Source organism: Streptomyces sp. NPDC048671, assembly GCF_055587045.1.
Window position 1 is genome coordinate 49,208 of the sequence record NZ_JBVJHB010000003.1, and the last position, 22,225, is coordinate 71,432.

21 protein-coding genes are annotated in these 22,225 nt (G+C 71.1%); 18 read left to right on the forward strand and 3 right to left on the reverse strand.

Features of this window, described 5'->3' with window-relative positions; translation table 11 throughout:
- Positions 1–228 precede the first annotated feature (228 nt).
- From ACZ6S6_RS07115 to ACZ6S6_RS07195, 17 genes are all read left to right on the forward strand, one after another.
- A complete protein-coding gene (locus ACZ6S6_RS07115) occupies positions 229–2,274 on the forward strand; it encodes an oxidoreductase (protein WP_469704274.1) in 2,046 nt (681 codons plus the stop codon).
- 372 nt (positions 2,275–2,646) lie between these two features.
- On the forward strand, positions 2,647–3,723 hold the full coding sequence (locus ACZ6S6_RS07120) for a class I SAM-dependent methyltransferase (protein WP_362958132.1): 1,077 nt from the start codon (positions 2,647–2,649) through the stop codon (positions 3,721–3,723).
- Positions 3,724–3,730: 7 nt separating this feature from the next.
- Positions 3,731–4,045, forward strand: a complete 315-nt coding sequence (locus tag ACZ6S6_RS07125) for a hypothetical protein (RefSeq protein ID WP_469704275.1) — start codon at positions 3,731–3,733, stop codon at positions 4,043–4,045.
- A complete protein-coding gene (locus tag ACZ6S6_RS07130; RefSeq protein ID WP_362958127.1) occupies positions 4,042–4,443 on the forward strand; it encodes a nuclear transport factor 2-like protein in 402 nt (133 codons plus the stop codon). The genes ACZ6S6_RS07125 and ACZ6S6_RS07130 overlap by 4 nt, the downstream gene beginning before the upstream one ends.
- A gap of 35 nt (positions 4,444–4,478) precedes the next feature.
- Complete coding sequence (locus ACZ6S6_RS07135) at positions 4,479–5,603, forward strand: ABC transporter substrate-binding protein (protein WP_362958124.1); 1,125 nt, start codon at positions 4,479–4,481, stop codon at positions 5,601–5,603.
- A 40-nt stretch (positions 5,604–5,643) separates the two neighbouring features.
- Positions 5,644–6,474: an ABC transporter ATP-binding protein gene (locus ACZ6S6_RS07140; protein ID WP_469704276.1), complete on the forward strand. Its 831-nt coding sequence runs from the start codon at positions 5,644–5,646 to the stop codon at positions 6,472–6,474.
- An 11-nt stretch (positions 6,475–6,485) separates the two neighbouring features.
- A complete protein-coding gene (locus tag ACZ6S6_RS07145) occupies positions 6,486–7,373 on the forward strand; it encodes an ABC transporter permease (protein ID WP_362958118.1) in 888 nt (295 codons plus the stop codon).
- A complete protein-coding gene (locus ACZ6S6_RS07150; RefSeq protein ID WP_362958116.1) occupies positions 7,370–8,134 on the forward strand; it encodes an SDR family NAD(P)-dependent oxidoreductase in 765 nt (254 codons plus the stop codon). The genes ACZ6S6_RS07145 and ACZ6S6_RS07150 overlap by 4 nt, the downstream gene beginning before the upstream one ends.
- An 86-nt stretch (positions 8,135–8,220) precedes the next feature.
- On the forward strand, positions 8,221–9,582 hold the full coding sequence (locus ACZ6S6_RS07155) for a M20/M25/M40 family metallo-hydrolase (RefSeq protein ID WP_469704277.1): 1,362 nt from the start codon (positions 8,221–8,223) through the stop codon (positions 9,580–9,582).
- Positions 9,579–10,838 carry an Ohr family peroxiredoxin gene (locus ACZ6S6_RS07160; protein WP_469704278.1) on the forward strand — a complete coding sequence of 420 codons (1,260 nt, stop codon included), beginning with the start codon at positions 9,579–9,581 and terminating at the stop codon, positions 10,836–10,838. The genes ACZ6S6_RS07155 and ACZ6S6_RS07160 overlap by 4 nt, the downstream gene beginning before the upstream one ends.
- Before the next feature lie 77 nt (positions 10,839–10,915).
- A complete protein-coding gene (locus tag ACZ6S6_RS07165; RefSeq protein WP_469704279.1) occupies positions 10,916–11,737 on the forward strand; it encodes an IclR family transcriptional regulator in 822 nt (273 codons plus the stop codon).
- Positions 11,734–12,981: a CaiB/BaiF CoA transferase family protein gene (locus tag ACZ6S6_RS07170; protein ID WP_469704280.1), complete on the forward strand. Its 1,248-nt coding sequence runs from the start codon at positions 11,734–11,736 to the stop codon at positions 12,979–12,981. The genes ACZ6S6_RS07165 and ACZ6S6_RS07170 overlap by 4 nt, the downstream gene beginning before the upstream one ends.
- 249 nt (positions 12,982–13,230) lie before the next feature.
- Entirely contained in the window at positions 13,231–14,115 is an 885-nt protein-coding gene (locus tag ACZ6S6_RS07175; RefSeq protein WP_362958102.1) for a cyclase family protein, read from the forward strand.
- A complete protein-coding gene (locus ACZ6S6_RS07180) occupies positions 14,108–15,547 on the forward strand; it encodes an MmgE/PrpD family protein (protein ID WP_362958099.1) in 1,440 nt (479 codons plus the stop codon). Before ACZ6S6_RS07175 ends, ACZ6S6_RS07180 begins: the two co-directional genes overlap by 8 nt.
- Positions 15,544–17,010, forward strand: coding sequence for a dihydroorotase (locus ACZ6S6_RS07185; protein ID WP_469704281.1), 1,467 nt, complete (start codon positions 15,544–15,546; stop codon positions 17,008–17,010). The genes ACZ6S6_RS07180 and ACZ6S6_RS07185 overlap by 4 nt, the downstream gene beginning before the upstream one ends.
- 134 nt (positions 17,011–17,144) lie before the next feature.
- On the forward strand, positions 17,145–17,978 hold the full coding sequence (locus tag ACZ6S6_RS07190) for an HpcH/HpaI aldolase/citrate lyase family protein (RefSeq protein WP_469704282.1): 834 nt from the start codon (positions 17,145–17,147) through the stop codon (positions 17,976–17,978).
- 136 nt (positions 17,979–18,114) lie between these two features.
- Positions 18,115–18,549, forward strand: coding sequence for a sec-independent translocase (locus ACZ6S6_RS07195; RefSeq protein WP_469704283.1), 435 nt, complete (start codon positions 18,115–18,117; stop codon positions 18,547–18,549).
- A gap of 45 nt (positions 18,550–18,594) precedes the next feature.
- Here ACZ6S6_RS07195 and ACZ6S6_RS07200 read toward each other — a convergent pair whose 3' ends face one another.
- The 3 genes from ACZ6S6_RS07200 to tatA form a co-directional block, all read right to left on the reverse strand.
- A complete protein-coding gene (locus ACZ6S6_RS07200; protein ID WP_469704284.1) occupies positions 18,595–19,380 on the reverse strand; it encodes a hypothetical protein in 786 nt (261 codons plus the stop codon).
- Between the two features lie 59 nt (positions 19,381–19,439).
- Complete coding sequence (locus ACZ6S6_RS07205; protein ID WP_469704285.1) at positions 19,440–20,018, reverse strand: TerD family protein; 579 nt, start codon at positions 20,016–20,018, stop codon at positions 19,440–19,442.
- A 230-nt stretch (positions 20,019–20,248) separates the two neighbouring features.
- Entirely contained in the window at positions 20,249–20,530 is a 282-nt protein-coding gene (gene tatA, locus ACZ6S6_RS07210) for a Sec-independent protein translocase subunit TatA (protein WP_469704286.1), read from the reverse strand.
- 147 nt (positions 20,531–20,677) lie between these two features.
- Between tatA and ACZ6S6_RS07215 the strand changes: the two genes are divergently transcribed.
- Positions 20,678–22,189 (forward strand): LCP family protein, encoded by a 1,512-nt coding sequence (locus tag ACZ6S6_RS07215; protein ID WP_469704287.1) that lies wholly within the window; start codon positions 20,678–20,680, stop codon positions 22,187–22,189.
- Positions 22,190–22,225: the final 36 nt, after the last annotated feature.

Here is a 22,225-nt window from a genome sequence, read left to right on the forward strand (position 1 = left end):
CACCGCCTCCCCATACCAGCTCTCGAAGCCCGCGATCACCTTCCCGCGGCCGACGCCGGGACCGCGAGAGAGAAACGGCCGAAATTGATCGAAATCCAACAGTACAAGTTACCAGCCAGTACTCATTGACTCGGCCATCTGGCGGTTCCTATTGTTCCGTTCAATCGAACGGCGTACCTGTGAACGGAACGGTCCCGGTCGCCACCCCCCGTTCGGGAGGGAGTAATAGTGACAAGATCTGACGTCAGTACCCTTCTGTCTCCTTTCGAGCTCGGTCAAGTTCACTTGCGCAACCGGGTGTTCGTTCCCGGGCACACGACGAATTTCGGCCACAACAACCACCCCACCGAGCGTCTTGCCGCGTACCACGGCGAACGGGCTCGCGGGGGTGTCGGGCTCATCATCACCGAGGGCATCCGGGTCCACCCGACCAGCGCCGGCCGCCACATCAGCCTCGGCAGCTTCGACGACTCCTCCATCGCGCACTACGTGGGCATCGCCGAGTCCGTACAGGTCCACGGCACGCGACTGTTCGCCCAGCTGCTCCACACGGGCCGCCAGGCCGCCGGGGACGCCACCCGGACCGCCGCCTGGTCGCCGGGGACCACCCCCTGGACGGCCGGGAGCCACATACCGCACGCCATGGGCCGCGACGACATCTCCACCGTCGTGAACGCCTTCGGCGCCGCCGCCCGGCGGATGCGGCAGGCCGGGTACGACGGCGTCGAGATCCACCTCGGGCACGGCCATCTGATCGAGCAGTTCCTCTCCCCCTTCACCAACACCCGCACCGACGGTTACGGCGGTGGCCCGGACGAGCGGCTCCGGTTCGCCCGCGAGGTGCTCACCGAGGTCCTCGCCTCCGCGCCGGGCCTGCCGATGGGCATCCGCATCAGCGCGGACGAGTTCCTCCCCGGCGGGCTCACACCCCCCGACATGGTCGAGATCGTCGGCCGGCTGCGGCAGGAGTTCCCGCTGCTGTACGTCCACGTGAGCCACGCCGCCTATCACGGCAGCTACTCCCTGGGCACGCAGATGGCGGACATGAGCTTCCGGCACGCCCAGTTCCGCCACCACGCGGCGCTGTTCAAGGCGGAGTTCCCCGATCTCCCGGTGCTGGCGGTCTGCCGTCTGGACAGCCTTCCGGAGGCCGCCGATCTCGTCGCGGCGGGAGAGGCGGACCTCGTCGGGCTGGCCCGCCCGCACATCGCCGACCCGAATCTGGTCCGCCGGGCCGAGGAGGGCCGCCCGGACGACGTCCGCTCCTGCGTCGCCTGCAACCAGGGCTGCGTCGGCAGACTGGAGGCGAGCCTGCCGATCGCCTGCGTCGTCAATCCGGAGGTCGGCGCCGAACGCGAGTGGGCGCGGGTACGGGCGGCCCTGCCCGCACCGCCCGGCCACACGCCCGCCCGGCGCGTGCTCGTCGTCGGCGGGGGGCCGGCCGGGATGGAGGCCGCCCTGTCCGCGGACCGCGCCGGGTACGAGGTCACCCTCGCGGAGGCCGCCCCGGCGCTGGGCGGCCGCGTCTCCGTCGCTGCCACGGTGCCCGGACGGGAACGGCTCGGCCTGCTGGTCACCGACCTCGTCCGTGAACTCACCGCTTCGGCCGTCGAGGTACGACTGACCGAGCGGGTGACCGTTGACGATCTGCTGCCCGGCGGGCGGCTGGACGGCTACGACGACGTCGTGGTGGCGGCCGGCGCCCGTCCCGGAAAGCGCGAACTGCCCGACGGACCACCCGTGTTCGACATTCTGGAGGCGGTCGCCGGACTCGGGGACCCGGACTCACCGCTGCGCGGTACGGTCCTCGTCCGCGACGACCAGGGCACCTGGGCGGCGGCCTCCGTCGCCGAGAGCCTCGCCCGCGAGGGGGCCCGGGTGCACATGCTGTCGCCCACCGCGTCCTTCGCCTCGAAGATCACCACGTACTCCAAGCTGGCGCTGACCAGCCGGATGGGCGAACTGGGAATCCGGTCGCACCTCATGCGGGACGTGACGGCGGCCCATGCCGGCACGGTCGTCCTGCGTGACACGCTCAGCGGCCACACCGAAGAACTCACCGGCGTCACGGCCGTCGTGGACGTGGGACTGCCGGTGGCCGACGACGTGCTGTACCGGGCGCTCGACGCCCGGGACGGCGCACCACGAGCCCACGTCGTCGGCGACGCCAACGCCCCGCGCACCGCGCTGGAGGCCGTGTACGAAGGCCGGCTCGCCGGAACCTTCCTGACCGACGCCGTCACCGGCGCCGGACTCCTCGCCCAGGCCCACTGACCCGAAGAGACCCAAAGAGAAACGTTTCTTCGCACCACAACCGCACCGCACCCCCGTCCCCCGTTCCGCCATCACCACAGACACCCCGTCCCCGGCCGGCCCACCCGTCAGCCGGACGACCGGCCTCCGCGCAGGCCACCCTCTCCACACCGCGATCCTCGGCATACCCCGTCGTATCAGGACCGCCTCCGCCGCCCGGCACGCCCGCACACCACGCGGGCGCGGACCGCGAGTCCCCGGCCGGCCCCTCCCGGTCGCACCCGTATCGCTGGCACGTTCCCGGACGGCCACCGCGCATCCCCGCCGCCGCGGCTCCCCTCGCCGCTGCCCGGACCGCACGGCCCGCCGTCCCCGCCCGAACAGGAGAGATACATGATCGACATCGAGGATCAGCTCACCCTCGACGAACGCTCGTCCATCGACTTCATCCTGACGTTGCGCAAGCGCTGGTCCGACACCGTCTATCCGGCCCTCGCCGAGGAGTACGCGGCGACCGGTCCGGCCGCCGGCACCGTGGAAGCCGCCACCGGGCGGCTGCGGGAGCTCAGCCTGTACCCCTGGTACAGCCACCTCGAGCGCGTCCAGCAGAAGATGCTGTGGAAGACCGTCGGTGAGGCCGTCGTCAACCGGGCCGAGGAGCTGCGCAAACAGCTGGACGACATCCAGGGCGCCCCCAGGGGCCGCCTCGAACTCGACCCCGGCGTCGAACTGCCCAGCTGGTACACGGACTACGACATCCACATCCAGCCCGGCGGCTTCGACTCCGACGACCTCAGCGCCTACGTCTACGAGCTGGGCGCCCGGATCGTGATGCTGCGCGACAACGACGGATACAAGTTCCACCGGCTGTTCACCGAGACGGCGCTGCCCGAGGTGCCCGGCGCCACCCGCGTCCTGGACATCGGCTGCGGCTTCGGCAAGAGCACCCGCCCGCTGACCGCCCGGTACCCCGGTGCCGAGGTGATCGGCATCGACTTCGCCGCCCCCGGCCTGCGCCTGGCGCACGCCGAGGCGGAGGCCGACGGAGCCGCCATCACCTACCGCCAGGGCGACGGCCGGGCCACCGGTGTCGAGGACGCCTCCTGCGACATCGTCACCGGCACCATGGTGCTGCACGAGATGCCCGCCGAGGCGGTCCGGGAGACCGTCGTCGAGGCGGCCAGGCTCCTCAAGCCCGGCGGCACCATGAGCTTCCTGGAGTTCAACCCCACCGGCGACCCGTTCCGCGACGCGACGATCCACGAGCACGCCGAGCGCAACAACGAGCCGTTCTTCCGCGACCTGTTCGCCACCGACCTCGTCGGCATCTGCGCTCGGGCCGGCCTCACGGGGGCCCACTGGACGCCGTTCGACGAACGCCGTGCCGGCAGGAGCCCCGAGGGCTGGGGGGAACGCCGCGAGTGGCACTTCCCCTGGGCCGTCCTGACCGCGACCAAGCCGGAGAACTGAGGCCGCCATGACCGAGGAATTCGACTACTTCCACGACCGCGACACCGGAAAGCTGTTCGACCTCGTGCTCCAGCTCGGAACCGAGCTGCACGTCACCGACCAGCGCCTGCACGCCATGGAGGCCCTGCTGGTCAGGCACGGGGTGCTCGGCGCCGGCGAACTCGACGCGCTGCGGCCCGCCGAGGACGAACAGCGCCTGCTCGACGCCCGGCGCGAGGCGGCCGTCGCACGGCTGATGCGGATCATCACCGAGTCCGGTCCCGCCGAGCACCCGCTGCGCGACCAGTGGGAAGCGGCCCTGGAGAAGCGGGCGGGCTCATGACCACCGACGCGCTCGCCCCCGCACGGACCATCGACCGCTACCTCCAGTTCTGCGAGGACCGCGAACTGGAGGCGGCGGGAAGGCTGCTCACCCGGGAACCGCGCCTGGTCTTCCCCGGCGGCGCGGTGTACGGGTCCCTGCCGGAGATGGCCGCCGGCCAGCGCGGCCGCTACCGGTGGGTGCGCAAGCACCGCGGCCCGTACTTCGAGGGAAGGACCCCGGACGGTCTGGTGACCGTCACCTCGCTCGGCACGCTCTACGGCGAGGACATGGACGGCGAGCCCTTCGAGGGCGTGCGGTACGCCGACGTGTTCGTCCTGCGCGACGGGCTGATCGCCGAACAGCACGTCTACAACGACCTCAGCGAGACCGGGACCAGCACCCCGGTACACGGCTGACAGCCCCCTTCTCCCGAACAGAAGTGGTAACGACCATGAAGCACACCCAGAGAATCGGCGCGGCCGCCGTGGCACTCTCCGCCATGACCGTCCTCGCCGCCTGCGGCGGAACCTCCTCGGACTCGTCCGCGGGCTCCGGCTCGGGGAAGAAGACCTCGACCATCCAGCTCGCCATCGCCTCCGCCGTCATCGGGCCGAAGGAGGAGGTCGCCACCTACTCGGTCGCCGAGAAGCAGGGCTTCCTGGCCGAGGAGAACCTCAACGTCAAGACGATCAACACGGACGGCTCGGTGGCCGCTGTCCAGGCGGTCGCCTCCGGCAGCGCCGACATCACACCCGCCGACGCGAGCGCCATCCTGGCCGCCCGGGAGAAGGGTGTCCCCGTCGTCGCGATCGGCGGACTCGTGCAGAACTGGCCGTGGCGCATCGCGACCCTCCCGGACAGCAAGATCAAGAGCGCGCAGGACCTCAAGGGCAAGAAGATCGGCGTCATCAGCCTCGCGTCCGGCTCCGCGCCGTACGCCCGTTCCTTCGCCGAGGACGCCGGCCTGAACGCCGAGAAGGACGTCGACCTGCTCCCCGTCGGTGTCGGGAGCCAGGCGCTCTCCGCACTGGAGAGCGGCAAGGTGGACGCGCTGGCCCTGTACACGCAGGCGTACACCACCCTGGAACTGGCCGGCAAGCAGTTCAACTACCTGGAGAACGGCGAACGGTTCGACGGAATCCGCTCGCTGACCTACGCGGTGCGCGAGGACACCCTGAAGAACAAGAAGGACGAGCTCACCCGCTTCCTGCGGGCCTCGTACAAGGGGATGCTCTTCTCCGCCGCCAACCCCGAGGCCGCGATGCGGGACGGCTACAGCGTCTTCCCCGCGATCCTCTCGGGAAAGAAGGCCGACGACCGGATCGGGAACGACACCCGGATCCTCGAAGCCTGGGTGAAGACCGCCGTGCCGGCCGAGGGGCAGCCGGAGTCCTTCAAGAACTGGGGCGCGATCAGCGATGAGGCCTGGGCCAAGACGGCCGACTACATGAAGGCCTCCGGGACCATCACCAAGGACCCCGACATCAAGGCCCTGTGGGACAGCAGCCTCCTCAAGGGCGCCAACAACTTCGACGCCGCAGCCGTGATCAGCAAGGCCAAGAGCGCCACCAAGTAGCCGGCGGCGACGCCAGGAGCAGGAAAGCAAGGAGGCCACCATGGCCGTGAAGACCCTCGGGCGCCGCCGGAACCCGGCAGCCGTCGCGGAAGCGGACGAGAGCAGCTGGATCGAACTGGGCGGTCTGAACAAGGTCTACCGTCCCCGCAAGTCCGAACCCACCCACGCGCTGTCCGACATCGATCTCAAGGTCAGGCGCGGTGAGTTCATCTCCGTGGTCGGGCCCTCGGGCTGCGGCAAGACAACCCTGCTGAAGATCCTGGCCGGGCTCATCCCCAGGACCGCGGGCACCGTCCGGGTGGCCGGACGCGATGTCGACGGTCCGCTGCCCGAGGTCGGCATGGTCTTCCAGGCGGCCACCCTCCTGCCCTGGCGCACCATCCTGCAGAACGTGATGGTCCCGGTCGAGATCCAGCGCCTCGACCGGGTCACCTACCGCGAACGGGCGGGACAGCTGCTGGAGATGGTCGGGCTCAGCGGATTCGAGGACAAGTACCCGGACGAACTCAGCGGCGGCATGCAGCAGCGGGCCGGCATCTGCCGCGCCCTGGTCCACGATCCGGCGGTCCTGCTCATGGACGAGCCGTTCGGCGCGCTCGACGCCATGACACGCGAGTACATGAACGTCGAACTCCTGCGGATCTGGCGGGAGAGCGGCAAGACGGTCGTGCTCGTCACCCACTCCATTCCCGAGGCGGTGTTCCTCTCCGACCGGGTGGTGGTCCTCAGCCCCCGGCCCGGCCGGATCGCGGAGGTCATCGACATCGACATCGAACGCCCGCGCGACCTCGGCGTCATGGCCTCCGACCGGGCCGGCGTCTACGTCGAGCGGATCCGCCACTACTTCAACGCCCAAGGCGTGATCGACTGATGAGGCCGCTCATGACGAAGACCCAGGAAGGCCCGGACAACGGCGACGCCGGTACGCGACCCGCCGGGCAGAACGGCCCGGCGGCCGCCCCCGCGACGCCCAACAGCCCCCGGCGCCGGCGCGATGTGCGGGACCATCCCGAGTGGATCCTGGTCCCCGGAGTCTTCGTGGCGGTCGTGCTCCTGTGGGAGTACCTGGTCCCGGCTCTCGGGGTCGACGAGTACGTGCTGCCCCGGCCCAGTCAGATCGCCGAGGCGCTGGTCACCCAGTTGTCCGACGCGATGTTCTGGACGCACGTGAAGGTCACCATGATGGAGTCGCTGTTCGGCTTCGTGCTGGGAGTCTGTGCCGCGCTCGTGCTCGGCACGGCCATCTCCCAGGTCAGGCTGGTCGAGAAGACCCTGATGCCGTACATCGTGGCCTTCCAGACCGTGCCGAAGGTGGCCCTCGCGCCGCTGTTCGTGGTCTGGTTCGGCTTCGACATGACCAGCAAGGTCGTGATGGCCGCGGTCATCTCGTTCTTCCCCGTGCTGGTCAACGTGGTCGAGGGGCTGCGCTCGGCGGACGCCGACCGGGTGCAGATGATGACCGTCTTCGGGGCGAGCAAGTTCGACGTGTTCCGGAAGGTGCGGCTGCCCAGCGCCCTGCCGTTCATCTTCGCCGGCCTCGACATCGGGATCGTGTTCGCGATCCTCGGGGCGGTCGTCGGCGAGTTCATCGGAGCCAAGGAGGGCCTGGGGTACCTGCTGCTCCAGACCAACTACAACTTCGACATCGCCGGGATGTTCGCGGTCCTGGTCGTCCTGTCGGTGCTCGGTCTGATCGCGCACTTCATCATCCGGCTCGCCCAGAAGAGGTTCGCGTTCTGGGCCGAGGACAACACGGTGATCGGCGCATGAGCGCCCCGGAGACCGACCCCACGCGCTTCGACGGCAGGGTGGCCCTGGTGACAGGGGCCGCCCGGGGGATCGGCGCCGCCATCGCCGCCCGCCTGGCCGGGCTCGGCGCGACGGTCGCCGCCGCCGACATCGTCCCCCCGGAGGAGTGGGAGGACACCCTGCCCGCCGGTGACGGGCACACCCGCCATCATCTCGACATCACCTCCGTGCGGTCCTGCCGGAACACGGTCGAGGAGGCCGTCGCGGCCCACGGGCGCCTGGACCACCTCGTCAACAACGCCGGGATCGTCACCAGGGGACCGGCCGCCACCATGCCGGAGGAGGATTTCGTCCGGGTCATCGACGTCAACCTCACCGGTACCTTCCGGATGTCACAGGCCGCCTACCCCGCGCTGCGCGCCGCCGGTGCGGCCAGCATCGTCAACATCGGCTCCACCAACGGCCACATCGCGGTGCTCGACACCCTCGGATACTGCGTCAGCAAGGCCGGGGTCATGCACATGGCCCGGGTCCTGGCCCTGGAGTGGGCCGGCGACAACATCCGGGTGAACGCCGTCGGCCCCACCATCGTCCCGACCGCCATGACAAAGGATGTACGGGCGAACGGCGACTACATGGCGGAGAAGCTGGCGAGTATCCCGCTCGGCCGGATGGCCGGACCGCTCGACGTCGCCCTCACCGTCGCCCATCTCCTCAGTCCCGCAGCCGCCATGACGACCGGTCAGACGGTCTTCGTGGACGGCGGAGTTGTCATCCACTGACCCCGCGGCCCGCACCCGACGGCCCGCACCCCCGGCAGCCCGCGTCCCCGCCGGCCGCCCGCATCCCCGGAATTGGAGCATCGCCCATGCCCGAGATCGACCTCGACGCCGCCCTCAGAGCCGTCGACGAGCACTTCGACACCTTCGTCACCGAACTCCAGGAGCTGAGCCGTCTGCGCAGCAGGCGCCAGGAACCCGAACAGATGGCCGCCACGGCGGAGTTCCTCAAGGAATCCGTGGAACGCTGGGGAGGCACCGCCGAGGTCGTCCCGTGGGAGAAGTCGCATCCCTACGTCATCGCCGAGATCGGCGGCGGCGAGCAGCGCCTCCTCCACTTCAACCACTACGACGTCGAGGTGGAGCCCACCGGCGACGAATCCGAGTGGATCAGTCCGCCGTACGCGGCCGAGATCCACGACGGCCGGATCTACGCCCGAGGTGTCGCCGACGACAAGGGCGCCCTCATGTCACGGGTGCACGCCGCGGCCGCCTGGCGGCTCTCCGGCCAGCAGCCCCCGGTCACCAGCCGTTACATCATGGAGGGGAAGCAGTGGCTGCACAGTCCCGGTCTCGGCTCCTTCGTCGGGGCGTACGCGGACCGGCTCGCCGCCGACGCCGCGCTGTGGGAGAACTCCTGGTGCGACGGTGAGGGCAGGCCGCTGCTGAAGCTCGGCGAGAAGGGCGTCCTGTACCTGCGGCTCACCTCCACCACCCTCAGCCGTGAGCTGACCAGCCAGAACACCGCGCTGCTGCCGTCCGCCACCGCTCGGCTCGTCGGCGCGCTGGCCGCACTCGTCAACCCCGACGGCACCGCCGCCGTCAAGGGCTTCGCGGACGATGCCCGAGTGCCCACCGACGCCGAGCTCGCCCTGCTGGGGACGATGCCGTTCGACGGCGCGTTCCTGAAGGGCCGGGCCGGGGTCGACGCCTTCCGGGGCGGCCTGAGCGACTCCGAGGCCGCCGTCGCCATCCGTACCGTCCCGACCATCACCATCGCCGGCGTCGAGGGCGGCAACAACGCCGACGACGTCACCCTCGGCATCCCCGCCACCGCCACCGCCAAGGTCGAGATCCGGCTCGTCCCCGGCCAGGACCCCGAGCGCGTCCTGGAAACCGTCCGCGCCCACCTCACCGCGGCGGGCTTCGAGGACGTGGTCCTCGATGTGATGGCCTCCAGCTCCCCGCACCGCACCGACCACACCGATCCGTTCGTGGGCCTCGTCGCCGAGACCGCCCGCGCCGCCTACGACGCCGAGCCCCTGATCGAGCCGTACACCCAGTGGATCGGCAACCAGGGCGTCCTGGCCCATCTGCCCATCGTCGGCGTGGGCGTCTCCAGGGCCGACGCCGGTATCGACGGCCCCAACGAGCACATCCGCCTGGAGGACTACCGCATGGGCATCAAGCACGTGGTCGCGATCATGGCCGCGATGGCGGCGACGGAATGAGCGCCCACGCCACGCATCTGAGGGGCACCGCCCACCGCGGATACCTCGAACTGCCCTGGGGCCAGGTCCACTACCGCCGCTCCGGTGACACCGCCGGCCCCGCCCTGGTCCTCGTCCACCAGTCACCGCTCTCCTCGGCCACCTACGAACCGGCCATGGCCGCGCTCGGCGCGCACGGCCTGAACACCGTCGCCATCGACATCCCCGGCTTCGGGATGTCGGACGCCGCACCGGCCCCGTGGTCCATTCCCGAGTACGCCGCGGCCCTGTGGCAGATCACCGACGCCCTCGGGCTCGACAGGATCCACCTCCTGGGCCAGCACACCGGCGCGATCATCGCCGCCGAGGCCACGCGCCTGCGGCGCGACCGGGTACTGAGCCTGGTCTTCCAGGGCATCCCGCTCTACAGCGACGAGGAGCGGGCCGAGAAGGCCGCCGGCTACGCGCCCGGCTACCGCCCCGCCCTCGACGGCAGCCACCTCCAGGTCGCCTGGAACCGGGTCAGGTGGCTCTATCCGACCATCTCCGCCGAGTCGTGCAGCCGCCAGATCGCCGAATACCTCAGCGTCGGCCCGGACTACGGCGTCGCCTACCGCGCCGTCTTCGCCCACCGGACCGACACCGACGCCCTCAAGGGCGTACCGACCCTGCTGCTGCACGGCAGCGAGGACGTCCTCGACCGGATGAACGACGTCGTCACGGCGGCGTTCCCGGACGCCCCGCTGGTCCGTGTCGAGGGCGGCACCGACTTCGTCGCCGAGGAGCGGCCGCAGGAGTTCGCGGACGCCGTGGCCGCCCACGTACTGGCCCACGCGGCCGCCGCCGAGCCGTCGTTCAAGCCGGTCTTCACCGCCGTCGTGGAGGTGTCGGACGGGCGCGCGGGACGCGCACGCTCCCGTACCGGTTCGCTGGACGTGGCCCTGACCCGGCCGGCCGAGCGCGCCGGGGGCGACACCGGCACCGACCCGGAGGAACTGTTCGCCGCGGGGTACGCGGCCTGCTTCGGCGGCGCGTTGGGCGTGGCCGAGCGCCGTCGGCGCGTCACCGCCGGACCGGTCACCGTCACCGCGTCCGTCACCCTCGGCACCGTCCCGGGCGGGGCGTACGCGATCGCGGTCCGGCTGAGCGTCACGGCGCCCGAATGCCCGCAGGAGACGCTGGAGGAGCTGGTGGCCCTGACCCACACCATCTGCCCCTACTCCAACGCCGTTCGAGGCAATATCGAGGTCATCACGGAGGTCGCCGGCGGTTCCTGACACCACCGGGCTCTCCATCCGCCGTGACCACCCACGCCGTGCCCCGCAGACGGGGCGGCCGACCGACCGAGGATCCCATGACCGTCATCGATGACACCGAAGAGCACAACAGCCGCAGCCGTTCCGGGATCGCCCGAGCCCTCGCGGTGATCGACGCCGTGGCACGTGCCCCGCACGCGCAGGGTGTCTCGGTGATCGCACGGGAGACAGAGCTGCCGAAGGCGGTGGCCCACCGCATCCTGCGCGAACTCGTGGCAGGGAACTTCCTCGCCTTCGAGGAGGACACCAAGGCCTACCGGATGGGCCCCGGCGCCCTCACCATCGGGCTCGCCGCGATGCGCGAACTCGACATCCCCACCATCGCCCACCGCCATCTGATCGCCCTGTCCGAGCGCACCGGCCAGACCACGACCCTCTCGCTGCGCCAGGGCTGGTCCCGGGTGTACGTCGACCAGGTCCTCTCCCGCCAGGAGATCCGGATGTCGGTGGCGCTCGGCACCAGCCACCCGCTGCACGCCGGTTCCTCCTCGAAGGCCATCCTCGCCGCACTCCCCGACTCCGAGGTGGAGGACTACATCGACCACCACCGTCTGGACGGCGTCACCGACGCCACCATCACCTCCGCCGCGACGCTGCGCGGGGAGATCGCGGTCATCCGCACCACCGGCTACGCGGTCAGCGTGGGGGAACGGCAGGTGGAGGCCGCCAGCGTCGCCGCCGCCCTGCACGGGCCGATCGGCCAGGTCGTCGGCTCGGTCTCGGTGTGCGGGACGAAGGCCATGTTCAGCGAGGCCAGCAGCCGTCAGCTCGGCGAATGGGTCACCTCGGCCGCCGACAACATCTCCGCCGACCTCGGCTCCGTACGGGACACCGCCGAGGAACGAAAGGACGCACCATGACGACTTCGGCACAGGCCGGCCCGGCGCGGGAGGCCCCGGACCCCGGACAGGGCCCCCTGCGGGGCATCCGCGTCATCGACGCCTCCACCATCCTGGCCGGGCCGCTCTGCGCCCAGCTGCTCGGCGACTTCGGCGCCGACGTGATCAAGATCGAGCACCCGGTCGCCGGGGACGGGATGCGCGGCCACGGCGAGTCCAAGAACGGCATACCGCTGTGGTGGAAGGAGATATCGCGCAACAAGCGCACCGTCGGCCTCAGCCTCTCCGATCCGGACGGGGCCGCCCTCTTCCGCCGCCTGGTGGCGGACGCCGATGTCGTCGTGGAGAACTTCCGCCCCGGCACCCTGGAGCGATGGGGCCTGGGCCCCGAGGTCCTGCACGGGATCAACCCGGGCCTGGTGCTCGTCCGCGTCACGGGCTTCGGGCAGACCGGCCCCTACGCCTCCCGAGCCGGATTCGGCACCCTCGCCGAGGCGATGAGCGGCTTCGCCCATCTGACCGGCGAACCCGACGGCCCGCCCACGCTCCCGGCGTTCGGCCTCGCCGACACCATCTGCGGGATCGCCGCCTCGTCCGCCGTCACCATGGCCCTCTACCACCGGGAACGGGACCCGGACCACCGCGGCCAGGTCATCGACATGAACCTGATCGAGCCCATCATGGCCGCCGTCGGGCCGTCCCCGACGGTCTACGACCAGCTCGGCGTCGTGGCGCAACGGCACGGCAACCGCTCCACCAACAACGCCCCGCGCAACACCTACCGCACCAGCGACGGCCACTGGGTGGCCGTCTCCACCAGCGCCCAGCGGATCGCCGAACGCGTCCTGGAACTCGTCGGCCATCCGGAGGTCGTCCGGGAGGAGTGGTTCGCCACCGGGGGCGGCCGGGCCGCCCACGCCGATCTGCTCGACGGCCTCGTCGGCGGCTGGATCGCCGAACGCACCCGCGAGAAGGTCATCGCCGAGTTCACCGAGGCCGGCGCCGCGGTGGCACCCGTCTACGACGCGCGGGACCTCGTCGAGGACCCCCACATCCGGGCCACCGAGATGCTCACCACCGTGGAGGACGAGGACTTCGGCCCGCTCCTCATGCACAACGTCATGTGGCGGATGTCCGGCACACCGGGAGCGATCCGCTTCACCGGACGCGCGCACGGCGCCGACACCGAACACGTACTCACCGGGGAACTGGGCGTCGGCCCCGAGGAACTGGCGGCCCTGCGGGAACGCAAGGTCGTCTCCTGACCTAGGTCGTGTTTTAGAAGTCCCGTCTGTCTCGCGTGGTCCGGCACGCACGCTCGCCGCGTTGCCGAAATGCCCTAGTAGCTCCGCTACGAGGGCACCCCGGCGCCTTGCGATCGCACGCACCGGACCACGCGAGACCCGCCCTCCGGGCGGCCGACGCTACTTCTAAAACACTCCCTAGGCGGTGGCCACGGCCCCGCCGCGCCGGCAGCAGCACACAGCACCACAGAGACAGAGACGGGACGCACCATGAACAAGACCGCATCGATCACACAGCCGGCGCCCACCGGAAGGCGGGATCCGCTCCTGGCAGCGGTACGCGAGGGAGTACGCGTCCTCGACCTCGGCCGCCGGCTCTACATCGGTATGCCCCAGTCGCCCAACCACCCCGCCTACTGGCACACCCTGCCGCGCCGCCACGGCGACCGGGTGCGCGCGGACGGCGGTTCGGCCGCCAACGACATGCTCGTCATGGGCACCCACGTCGGCACCCACATCGACGCCCTCGCCCATGTCTCCCACAACGGGAAGCTGTACGGCGGAGCCGACGCCCGGACCGCCGGGATCGGCGGCGTCTACCCCGACCACGGGGTGCACACCATCGCCCCGATGGTGCGCCGGGGCGTCCTGCTCGATGTGCCCGCGGCGCTCGGCACCGAGGTCTGCGAGCCCGGCCAGGAGATCACGGTCGCCGATCTGGAGGCCGCCGAACGCCTTCAGGGCACCCCCGTGGAGCGCGGTGACGTCGTGCTCGTCCGCAGCGGCTGGGGGCGCCGGTTCGACGGCCCGGACCGCGAGGGCTTCATCGGCAACGACTCCGGCGTCCCCGGCGTCGGCGAGGCCGGGGCACAGTGGCTCGCCGCACGCGGGGTGCACGCGGCGGGCGCCGACTCCATCGCCTTCGAACGGCTGGCGCCGGGAGCCGGTCACGCCAGCCTGCCCGCGCACCGGGTCCTCCTGGTGGAGTCCGGCATCTACATCATCGAGACCCTCGACCTGGAGGAGATCGCGGCCCGGCAGGTCCACGAGTTCACCTTCGTGCTGTCGCCGCTGCCGCTCTTCGGTGCCACCGGGTCCCCCGTGCGCCCGCTGGCCGTGGTGAGCGACCCGTCGGCGGGAGACAGCCGTGGCTGAGCCCACCCTCGCCCGGCACCTCGCCGAGTTCGCCGCCGAGACCTCGTACGAGGCCCTTCCGCGCGAGGTCGACGACAGCGTCCGCAAGCGGGTCATCGACGTGCTCGGCCTCTGTGTGGCCGCCCACCGGCTGCCCACCTCCGCCGCGATCGTCGAGCATGTCCTCGAACAGGGCGGACGGCCGACGGCCACGGTCGTGGGCGGCGGCGGCACACCGGTGCCCGCCCCGCTCGCCGCTCTCGCCAACGGCGTGCTCGCGCACTCCCTCGACTACGACGACACCCATCTGCCGTCCGTCCTGCACCCCAGCGCCTCCGTCGTCCCCGCCGCGCTCGCCGCCGCCGAGGCCGCCGGCGCGGACGGCCGCCACACCATCCGGGCCATCGCGGTGGGCCTGGAGGTGTGCGTACGGCTCGGCATGGCCGGCTACGACCGCGACTCCGGGAACTCCACCTTCTTCGAGCACGGGCAGCACGCCACCTCGATCTGCGGCGCGCTCGGCGGCGCCGTCGCCGCCGGGCTGCTCCTGGGCCTCACCACGGACGGCCTCGTGGACGTGCTCGGCATCACGGCCTCCATGGCGGGCGGCATCATCGAGGCGAACCGCACCGGTGGCACCGTGAAGCGGCTGCACTGCGGTCTGGCCGCGCAGTCCGCCGTCACCGCCGCCCAGCTGGTGCGCCGCGGCTTCACCGGACCGCCCACCGTCCTGGAGGGGCGCTTCGGGTTCTTCGAGGCGTTCCTGCACGGCGTCTACGACCCCACGGCCATCACCGACGGCCTCGGCACCGAGTGGGCCGTGCCCGGCATCTTCTTCAAGCCGTACCCGGCCAACCACTTCACCCACACAGCGGCCGACGCCGCCATGGCGCTGCGCGAGCAGGGCCTGGACCCGGCGCGCGTGGAGCGCCTCGTGCTCGGCGTGCCGGCGCCGGTGGTCCGCACGATCGGCCAGCCGATCGACCGCAAGCGCGCCCCCGAGACGGGCTATCAGGCCCAGTTCTCCGGCCCCTACATGGTGGCCGCCGGGCTTCTCGGCGGGGGGCGCGGACTCGGCCTCGGGCTGGACGACTTCACCGACGAACTCGCCCGCGACCCCGCCCGCCGGGAGCTGATGGCCAAGGTCGAGGTCGTCGCCGACGACATGGCCACCGGCATCTTCCCCGAGCAGTTCCCCGCGGTGCTCACCGCCCATGACAGCGACGGCCGCGTCTGGCGGCAGGAGGTGCTCAGCAACCGGGGCGGCCCCGACCGACCGCTGTCGGACGCCGAACTCGCCCTGAAGTTCCGCGACAACACCGCCGGCCGGCTCTCCGGCTCCGCCATCGATCTCGTGATGGACCGGGGCCTGAACCTCGCCGGACTCGACCGTATCCAAGATCTGCTCAGCCCCCTGGCCGAGCTGAAGACACTCGCAGGAGGCCAGTCATGACCGAGTACGACCTCGTAGTGAGGAACGTCCGGGTCGTCACCGACGAACAGGACGAGCCGCGGGCGGCGGACATCGCCGTCCTGAACGGGAAGATCGCCGAAGTCGCCCCCGGAATCGACGTCACCGGCGCCGCCGAGGTGGTCGACGGCGGGGGCAAGCTGGCCTTCCCCGGTGTCGTCGACGCCCACCAGCACTGGGGCATCTACAACCCGCTCGACCAGGACGCCGCGAGCGAGAGCCGCGCCTGCGCCCAGGGCGGTGTCACCTCGGCACTGAGCTACATGCGCACCGGGCAGTACTACCTCAACAAGGGCGGCACGTACGCCGAGTTCTTCCCCGAGGTGCTGGAACTGACCGAGGGCCGCGCCCATGTGGACTACGCCTACCACCTCGCCCCGATGTCCAAGGGCCACATCGCCGAGATCCCGGCTCTGGTCCGTGACCACGGCGTCACCTCGTTCAAGGTGTTCATGTTCTACGGCAGCCACGGACTGCACGGCCGCTCGGCCGACCAGAGCTCCTTCCTCATGACACCCGAGGGCGAGCGCTACGACTACGCCCACTTCGAGTTCGTGATGCGCGGTATCCAGGCCGCCCGTGAGCAGTTCCCCGACATCGCCGACCAGATCTCGCTGTCCCTGCACTGCGAGACCGCCGAGATCATGACGGCGTACACCAAGCTGGTGGAGGAGGCCGGCGAGCTGACCGGCCTGGCCGCCTACAGCGCCTCCCGCCCGCAGCACTCCGAGGGGCTGGCCGTCTCCATCGCGTCCTACCTCGCCCACGAGACCGGCCTGCCCACCATCAACCTGCTGCACCTGTCCTCCCGCAAGGCGGTCGACGCGGCGGTACGCATGAGCAGGGCGTTCCCCCACATCGACTTCCGCCGCGAGGTCACCGTCGGCCACCTGCTGGCCGACATCGACACCGCACACGGCCTCGGCGGCAAGGTGAACCCGCCGCTGCGTCCCCGCGAGGACGTCGAGGCCCTGTGGGAGTACGTCCTGGACGGCACGGTGGACTGGGTCGTCTCCGACCACGCCTGCTGCCGCGAGGAGCTGAAGTTCGGCGAGCCCGCGGACGACATCTTCCTCGCCAAGTCGGGCTTCGGCGGGGCCGAGTACCTGCTGCCCGGCATGATCACCGAGGGCACCCGGCGCGGCCTGCCGCTGGGCCGGATCGCCGCCCTCACGGCATGGAACCCGGCCCAGCGCTACGGCCTTCCCACCAAGGGCCGGATCGCCGTCGGCCTCGACGCCGACATCGCGCTGGTCGACCCGGAGGGCAGCTGGACCGTCCGCGCGGCCGACTCGGAATCCACCCAGGAGTACACCCCCTTCGAGGGCTTCGAGCTGACGGCCCGGGTCACCGACACCTTCCTGCGCGGGAACCGGATCATGGCCGACGGCAAGGTCGGTGACAAGGCGGTCGGCTCCTATCTGCACCGGCCGACCGGCAGCTGAGCGACGCGGCACGGCCGCCCGCGCACGCGGTGGGGGCGGGCCCCCCTCCCCCACCGCGTGCCCACTCCGAGCGGCCGCGCCGGTCGGGCTCAGCGGCCGATTCCATTCGAGCGGGACAGAAAGGCAGACGGCGCATGAGATCCGCCCTGTACGTACCTGGCGACCGCCCGGACATGCTGGCGAAGGCCCTCGACAGGGGCGCCGACGCGGTGATCGTGGACCTGGAGGACGGCGTCGCCCCCGGCTCCAAGGAGTACGCGCGGGCCACGGCCTCGGCCTGGCTGGAGGGCATCGCACCGGCCGTCCGGCGCGCCGGCCCGGAGATCTGGGTGCGGGTCAACTCCGGCCGGGAGGCGGTCGCCGACGCCCGCGAGGTGGCCCTGCCGGCCGTCAACGGTCTGATGGTGGCCAAGACCGAACAGGTCGGTGACCTCGTCGACGTGGCCGACGCGCTGTCCGCGGCTCCGTGGATCGCGCTGTGCCCGCTCCTGGAGAGCGCGGCCGCCCTGCTGTCCGCCCCGCTGATCGCGCGCGGGCCGCGGGTGACCCGCATGCAGCTGGGCGAGGCCGACCTGTGCGCCGACACCGGGATCGAACCCGGGCCGGACCAGAGGGAGTTGCTCTGGCCCAGGACACAGCTCGTGCTGGCCTGCGCGGCCGCCCGGCTGGCCCCGCCGCTCGGCCCGGTCAGCACCGACTTCCGTGACCTCGACGCCCTGCGCCGGTCCACCATCGCGCTCAAACGCCTGGGATTCGGTGGCCGGAGCTGCATCCATCCCGGGCAGGTCCCGGTCGTCAACGATGTGTTCACCCCGGCCGCCGCCGAACTGGAGCGGGCCCACGCGCTGATCGAACGGTTCGAGAGGGCGGACTCGGGGGTGGCCGTGGACGACTCGGGCCGCATGATCGACGAGGCGGTGGTACGCGGCGCCCGCCGCGTCCTGGCCGCCGGCCCGGACGGCAGGTAGCCGTCGGCCCCCGGCCCAACGTGCGCCGACCCCTATCACTCCGTCACTTGCGCAACCTATAGAGTATTGGAGACCGAAGCGAGAAGCCCGACGGCGCACACGGCGCCGGGGCGGTGAGGGTCCGAGGAGTGGCACCGTGTTCTCTGATGTGGGCCCGCTGGAAGTCGTCACACTGGCCGTCCTCGCGGTACTCCTCTTCGGACCGGACAAACTGCCGGGGCTCATTCAGAACGTGTCGACGTTCATCCGGAAGTACCGGGAGTTCTCCGAGAACGCGCAACAGGAGATCCGGTCCGAACTCGGCCCGGAGTTCAAGGACTTCGAATTCGAGGACCTGAATCCCAGGACGTTCGTGCGCAAACACGTCCTGGACGGCGACGGCCTGGGGCTCGACGAAATCCGCGACGCCCTTGACCCGAGGCAGGAACTGACGGAGGTCGCGAACGCGGTACGCGGCGCGGCCGACGATTCGGCGGAGCCCGCCGCACAACGGACGGCGAGCCCCGTTTCCCTCGGGAAGGACACCCCGGCGTCTGCGGAGCGGCCGCCGTTCGATCACGACGCCACCTGAGTCCGCAGCCGCGGGAGGTGGCGCCGCGTCCGCCCCGGTGCCGGGTTACTCGGCCCCGGAGGAGCCGGGTCCGGCGAAGTCCGGGCTGCTGAAGTCCGGGCTCGCGTAGCCGGGGGCGGTGAAGCCCCGGTCCGACGGGCGAGCCGGGCGCTCACGCGCGCTGTCGGCCGCGCCGGGCAGCGCGGGGCGTGCGGACGGGCGACCGGCTTCCCCGGTCAGCGATTCGCGCACCCCGCGGTGCAGGAACGGCACCATCCCCCGCTCCAGCAGCGCTCGTTGCCATCGCTCGCGTTCCTGTACCACCTCGGGGCGCTCGTCACCGGAGTAGGTGTCGTAGGAGGTGGAGCGGTTGCGCGAAGCCGCCACGATCATCGCGATGATGCCGGCCAGCGCGGCCGCCGCCGCCACGAGCGCGGCCGTCCACCCGGCGGTCACCAGCCCGTCCGCGAGATGGGGCTGCGCGCCGCTCAGGCGCAGGCCGTACCCGAGCAGCAGGAAGAGGGCCGCGGCCACGGCCACCACGCTGGGCGTGAGCACCACCAGTGCGGTCATCAGCCCGCTCCGGAAGCCCGACGAGCCCCCGGCGCTCGGCCGTACCCCACCGGAGGTGTCCGCCCGGCCACGGACTTGCAAGAGACCGTGGTACTCGGCGTCCGCGGCGGCTGCGATCCCGGTGCTCGCCGCCAGCGCGCGGGTACGCAGCTGTTCGGCGTTCACGGCCCCGTCCGCGCCGCTCAGCGCCTCGCGGACCGACGGGGAGTTCAGCGCCTGATCCAGCACGCGCTCGAAGTGGATCCGGTCGCGTGGCTGCACCTGGCCAGGCCCGTTCATACGTGTCCCCCGGTGAGATCGGTACCCAGGACTGTCGTCAGCCTTGCCGCGCAAGGCAGTCAGCCGATGTTCACGCCGTAGTCGGTGGCGATCCCGGCCAGGCCCGACGCGTACCCCTGGCCGATGGCACGGAACTTCCACTCCCCGCCCCTTCGGTAGAGGGCGCCGAAGACCATGGCGGTCTCCCCGGCAGCGTCGTAGGAGAGTTCGTAGCGGCACATCTCGCGGCCGGTCAGGTTGTCCACGACCCGGATGAACGCTTCGCTGACCTGGCCGAAGTTCTGACCGCGCGTCTCCGCGTCGTGAATGGACACGGCGAAGACGACCTGGGTGGCCTTCTCGTCGAGGCCGTCGAGGTCGACGAGGATCTGCTCGTCGTCGCCGTCCCCGTCGCCGGTGAGGTTGTCCCCGGTGTGCCGCACCGCGCCGTCGGGGCTGGTGAGGTTGTTGTAGAAGATGAAGTGCGCGTCGGAGAAGACCTTCAGGTCCGGCCCGCAGACGATCGCCGACGCGTCGAGGTCGAAGTCCGTGCCACCGACCGGCCGGGCGTCCCAGCCCAGGCCGATGGCCACATCCGCGAGCGGGGTGCCGTCCCGGTTGAGGACGACGTTCTGACCCTTGGCAAGGCTGACGCCCATGTGTGCTGCTTCTCCTGGGGTGAGGTGAGGATGGCCGGGCCTGCCGTGAGCCGCTCCGGCGTGACGCGTCCATTGTAGTTCAGAGCTTGCGCAACCATTGAAGCGTTGTCATGGACTCGCGTGACACGACGGACCCCGCGCCCGCGACGCCCCGTTCACCGGCCACCGTATCCGCCGGGTACAGGGCGAGCCGCCACCGGAGGGCCCCGCACCGGCCTCCGGACCGCGACTCAGCGGGGGGCCGCGTCGCTCTCCGGGACGGGGCGCGCGGAGGCCGCGTCGCCGGGGGCGGCCCGGATCGTCCGCGCCTGCGCCTCTTCGGCCGGGGCGGGCTCCGGGGCGGCCGCCGGCGCCGGGGAGTCCTCCTTCATCGCCTTCGCCTCGCTCTTGAGGATGCGCATCGACTTCCCCAGCCCGCGGGCGGCGTCCGGCAGCTTCTTCGACCCGAACAGCACGATGACCACGATCGCCACGATCAGCAGATGCCAGGGTTCCAGTCCGTTGCGGAGCATGCGTCAGCTCACCCTCTCTCTCGCTCGTTCCGGTGCGTGCCTCGATGACCGCGCCCGTCTTTAAGGTTGCTAGATTGCGCAACTGTACAACCTTGGGGCGGGGTCAGTCGTCTCCTCTGGATGAACCGGATGAATGAGAGCGCACACATGACAGGCAGCCACAAGACGGCACCGGTGCGCCGCGGCGGCGCTCGGGCAGCCGCCCGCGGCCGGCGGCGCAGGCGCGGCCGGGTACGGCTCGTGCTCGGGATATCTCTGTCGCTGCTCGTGCTCGTGACCGCGGGGGCCGGCTGGGCCTATTTCAAACTCAGCGGCAACATCGACACCTTCGGTGCCGACGGGATCTCCGACGACCGGCCCGCGGCCACCTCGAAGGGCCAGAACGTCCTGGTCATCGGTTCGGACGCGCGGACCGACGGCAACAGCGAACTGGGCGGCGGCGACAAGGGCGACATCGGCCGCTCCGACACCGCGTTCGTGCTGCACGTGTACGCCGACGGCAAGCACGCGGTCGGCGTGTCCATTCCCCGCGACACCCTCGTCGACATCCCCCGCTGCAAACTGCCCGACGGCAGCTGGAGCCGGCCCGAGTCCCATGTCATGTTCAACTCGGCCTACTCCGTCGGCCAGACCGCCAAGGGCAATCCCGCCTGCACCCAGAACACCGTGGAGGCGCTCACCGGTCTGCGCGTCGACCACACCGTCGTCGTCGACTTCAAGGGCTTCTCCGAGCTGACGGAGGTGGTCGACGGCGTCCAGGTGTGCCTGCCGCAGGACGTGTACGAGAACGACATCAACCCCAACCGGGCCACCCGCGGCAAACGCATCCTCGCCAAGGGGGAACAGACCGTCTCCGGCCGGGCGGCCCTGGACTACGTACGTCTGCGGCACGGGATCGGGGACGGCTCCGACATAGGCCGCATCCAACGCCAGCAGGCCTTCGTCGCCAGCCTGCTGAAAAAGGTGAAGAGCGACGGGCTGACCCCGACCAGGCTGCTTCCGCTCGCGAACGCCGCCACCAAGTCCATGACCGTGGACCCCGGCCTCGGTTCGGCCGAGAAACTGATCTCCTTCGTCATGTCCCTGAAGAACATCGACCTGCACAACACCAAGTTCATCACCATCCCCTGGCGGTACGAGGGGGCGCGCGTCGCGATCGTCGAGCCGGACGCCGACGCCCTGTGGGCGGCGCTCAAGGCCGACCGCACCCTCGACGGCCAGGACGCCAGCGGCGAGAAGCCCTCCGGCTCGTCCTCCCCGTCGCCCAGCGCCGACGAGCCGCCTTCCGGCGCGGGCATCGCGGTCGCCGTCTACAACGGCACCTCCCACACCGGTCTGGCCTCCCGGGCGGCGGCGGGACTGAAGGCGGCGGACTTCACCGTGACCGGCACCGCGACGGCGAGCACCCAGGACTACCGCACCACCGTCATCGAGTACGGGCCGGGCCAGAAGGAAGGGGCCAGGACCGTCGCCCGGCTCTTCGCCGCCGCGGAGCTCCGCTCCACCACTGCCTCGGGCATCAACGTGATCCTCGGGCAGTCGTACGCGGACGACCCCACCGCCACCGCCTCCGCCGCACCGACCGCGGTGCCCTCCAAGGTCGCCGACGACGCCCGCTCCGCCGACGACGACCTCTGCGCCAAGCTCTCGTACGGCTGACCCCACCGCCCTGCACACCCCTTCGCCCCCCTTCGC